Genomic DNA, 3,392 nt, shown 5'->3' with positions numbered 1-3,392 from the left:
TTACCTCTGATCAATCTAGCGATCGCGAACTGAGTTACCCAGTCACACCCAGCCAATTCAGTCTTGGAACCGAATGGTACGTGACTATGGTCAACTTGGGCGATGTTAACGTTAGCGGTGATATCACCATCGAGTACCCTGATGGTTCTCTGACAGGAAATTTCAACCTACCCCCCAAGACCACAAGTGACCATGCTGACAATAGCCCTTATCTAGACAGAGACGATGTCGGTCAAGTGGAACTGATTATTCTACCGGATTCTTCAGCACGGCAACCTACTCCCAGTCTTGGTTTGCTGGACTTAGTAGAGGAATACATCCTGGCTCGCTGCGCCCCCACCCTAGACCTGCGAGTGACGGGACCCTATTGGGTAGAAGTTACAGTCACAGCAGAGGTTGTACCCCTCTCCTTAGACCTTGCCGAAGCCGTTGTAATTGGGGTCAACGATGCCCTGAACCACTTTTTACATCCCCTGACTGGTGGAGTAGAAGGTCAAGGCTGGCCTTTTGGTCGTCAGCCCCATAAATCAGACCTGTATCGGTTAATCGAATCCGTTCCAGGTGTGAATTATGTTAAATCTCTCTCCATTGACCTAGCCGAGATACCTGAGGAACAAAGCAACCGATTCCTAATCTATTCCGGTGAACATCAGATTAGTCTGGGTCAGGATTTTTGAGGGAACAGGGAACAGCGGATCTGGGAACAGGGAATCGGGAATCGGGAATCGGGAATCGGGAATCGGGAATCGGGAACAGGGAACAGGGAACAGGGAACAGGGAACAGGCAAGCTTGGCCAATAGGCCACGCTACGCGAACAACCTTAAACCTTCAACCTTGGCCTTTGGCCACGCTACGCGAACAACCCACCAACCTTAAACCTTCAACCAACTAACCTTAAACCTTAAACCTTCAACCAACTAACCTTAAACCTTAAACCTTCAACCAACTAACCTTCAACCTTGGCCTTTGGCCACGCTACGCGAACAACCCACCAACCTTAAACCTTCAACCTTCAACCAATTAACCTTCAACCTTGGCCTTTGGCCACGCTACGCGAACAACCCACCAACCTTCAACCTTCAACCAATTAACCTTCAACCTTCAACATAATGCCCCTACCACTACCTAACCTAGATGACCGTACTTATGCTGACCTCTTAGAAGAGGCTCGGTCTCTAATACCGAAAGAGTATCCTGATTGGACTGACCACAATCCTACTGACCCTGGCATCATTTTGATTGAGATGTTGGCTTGGTTGACGGAGATGGTGATTTACCGGACTAATCAGATCCCAGATGAAAACCAAAAAATGTTTCTGAAGCTGCTTAATGGTTCCGAGTGGCAGCTGGAAGGGGATTTGGAGACAGCAGTGCAGCAAACCATTGTGGATTTGCGGCAACGCTACCGGGCAGTCAGTAGTGAGGACTTTGAACAACTGGTACTACAAGACTGGCAGGACACACCAACCGCTAAGGCTCTTGGTCCTTTTGGTGTAGTCGCTAGGGCTAAATGTATTTCTCAGCAGAATCTGGCTTTGAGTGAACCAACTGCCAGAGAAGAACCTGCCCCAGGAAACATTAGCTTGCTGGTGGTTCCTCAAACTTTGGCTGATAACTACAGTTTGCTCTCCTTTGATGGCCAGGATGATTATCTGGAAATCCCTCATTCAGACCAACTCAATTTTGCTAACGATCAAGCTAAGGATCAAAATTTTACCATTGAACTTTGGGTCAGACCTGAAAAAGTCCAAGCTAGAACCCAAGAAACCTATAATAGTATCTTAGAAAAAGGTAGTGGTTCTGGGGGTTTTCCTTATGGGATTAGATATGACAACCAATCGGGTAAATTACAGGTAATTAGAAGTGATGGTACTAATTTTGCTACCATTAGTTCTACCAAAGCCATTAATGATGACAATTTTCATCACGTTGCTTTTGTCAAAGATAGTTCAACACTTTATTTATATATTGATGGCGAATTAGAAGGCTTTACTGACGATATCACCTCAGGTAATACTATTAATGATTCATCCCTTTATCTTGGCTGTCGAGGTAACCAAAGCCATTATTTCCAAGGCATAATTACTCAATTGCGGGTTTGGGGGGAAGTCCGCTTGCAGGCAGATATTAAACAGGAGATAAATAACTTTCTTAAAGGTACAGAAAAGGGATTAGTTGGTTGCTGGGATTTGGATGAAGGCTCTGGTATTATTGCTAATAATAAGACTCCTAACCAAAATCATGGCACTATCCAAGGAGCCAGTTGGTATAAACCCAATATCACTGCTTCACTGTTGCAAGGCTTATGGTCTTTCTTGGATGAACGGCGGTTGCTGACTGTACGCCATCACGTAGTTACCCCAGACTACCTACCCTTGCGAGTTTGGGCGCGACTCTATCTAGTTGCAGGGGGCAATGCCCAGCAGGTTAAAGACCAGGCAAACCAGGAGGCCCAAGCTTTCTTCCACCCAGTTAATTCCCAGTCTTATTGGGATGGTCAGGGTTGGCCTTTTGGTAGGAGTATTTACGTTTCGGAGCTATATCAATTACTCGATCGCATCCCTGGAGTGGACTATGTCGAGGATGTCATGGTTCATACTCATGAGCTAACCATTGATCTAACCACTACTGTTTTAACTCAGGCAAGCTCAAGATCCCAGACTCAGATTACGGTTAAAGACACCACCGGTTTTAATCTAGGGGATACTATTCAACTCGACCCCAGCAGTAGTGATCAGGAATACTATACGATTAGTAGTATTGAGCAAGGACTAAAACAATTGACCTTGTCTTCAGCTTTAAATAAAGCTTATGGACTGGGAACAATGGTTGTCCGTCCCCTTAGTTTTGAGATTACCGAAGTGTACTCCAACCTTGAGTTCAAGGTGAATCAAGTAACGGGATTGGCAGCGGGAGATACGGTTGGGATCATTTCTACTCATAGCAATCCAGAAAATCGAGAAATTGACACTGTTGATTTTTCCAGCAATAAGATTACCCTCAAACAAGCTCTCAGCCAAGCTCCAAGCACAGGGACAAAGGTGGTTCAGTTAGGAACCTGGCGGGAGGAACGTACTAAACCTAAAGAAAGCTATCAGTTTATCGAAAAAGAGCTGATCAGAGTTAAGCTAAAAAACTATGAGTTAGTAGACTTTAACGTACAGTTAAATTTAGTAATCATGGAATACATAGGGGAGCAATGGCAATTAACTAGCTAGGGAGTAGGGAGTAGGGAACAGGGAACAGGGAACAGGGAACAGGGAATCGGGATTAGCAACAATAACACCAAACTCCCCATCTCCCCATCTCCCCATCTCCCCATCCCCCCACCACCCCATCACCCCACCTCCCCACCTCCCCCCTCCCCCACCCCCCCACCAACCCCCTCTCC

The 3,392-nt window shown here is 46.1% G+C and carries 4 protein-coding genes and 1 pseudogene; 3 read left to right on the top strand and 2 right to left on the bottom strand.

Annotated elements, in window-relative coordinates:
- A pseudogene (locus F6K49_RS37860) lies at positions 1-677 on the top strand (hypothetical protein); the annotation flags it as partial.
- Here the strand turns inward: F6K49_RS37860 and F6K49_RS37855 are convergent.
- On the bottom strand, positions 655-798 hold the full coding sequence (locus F6K49_RS37855) for a hypothetical protein (RefSeq protein WP_293105361.1): 144 nt from the start codon (positions 796-798) through the stop codon (positions 655-657). The pseudogene F6K49_RS37860 and the gene F6K49_RS37855 overlap by 23 nt on opposite strands.
- A gap of 169 nt (positions 799-967) precedes the next feature.
- Here F6K49_RS37855 and F6K49_RS37850 point away from each other — a divergent pair, with 169 nt between their 5' ends.
- Complete coding sequence (locus F6K49_RS37850; protein ID WP_293105359.1) at positions 968-1,111, top strand: hypothetical protein; 144 nt, start codon at positions 968-970, stop codon at positions 1,109-1,111.
- The gene (locus tag F6K49_RS37845) at positions 1,111-3,219 is read left to right on the top strand and encodes a LamG-like jellyroll fold domain-containing protein (RefSeq protein WP_293105357.1); all 2,109 of its coding nucleotides are present in this window, start codon (positions 1,111-1,113) and stop codon (positions 3,217-3,219) included. Before F6K49_RS37850 ends, F6K49_RS37845 begins: the two co-directional genes overlap by 1 nt.
- On the opposite strand, the gene F6K49_RS37840 is transcribed toward F6K49_RS37845, so the two are convergent.
- A partial coding sequence (locus F6K49_RS37840; RefSeq protein WP_293105355.1) for a hypothetical protein occupies positions 3,208-3,392 on the bottom strand: 185 nt, incomplete at its 5' end. The two genes, F6K49_RS37845 and F6K49_RS37840, sit on opposite strands and share 12 nt — an antisense overlap.

It is taken from the genome of Moorena sp. SIO3I6 (genome assembly GCF_010672095.1).
The sequence above is the reverse complement of the archived record's forward strand: the minus strand, read 5'-3'. Positions and strand labels throughout refer to the sequence as shown.

Bases quoted from the DNA above. Each gene is read 5' to 3' on its own strand.
- F6K49_RS37845 (WP_293105357.1), top strand. From the start codon at position 1,111: ATGCCCCTACCACTACCTAACCTAGATGACCGTACTTATGCTGACCTC.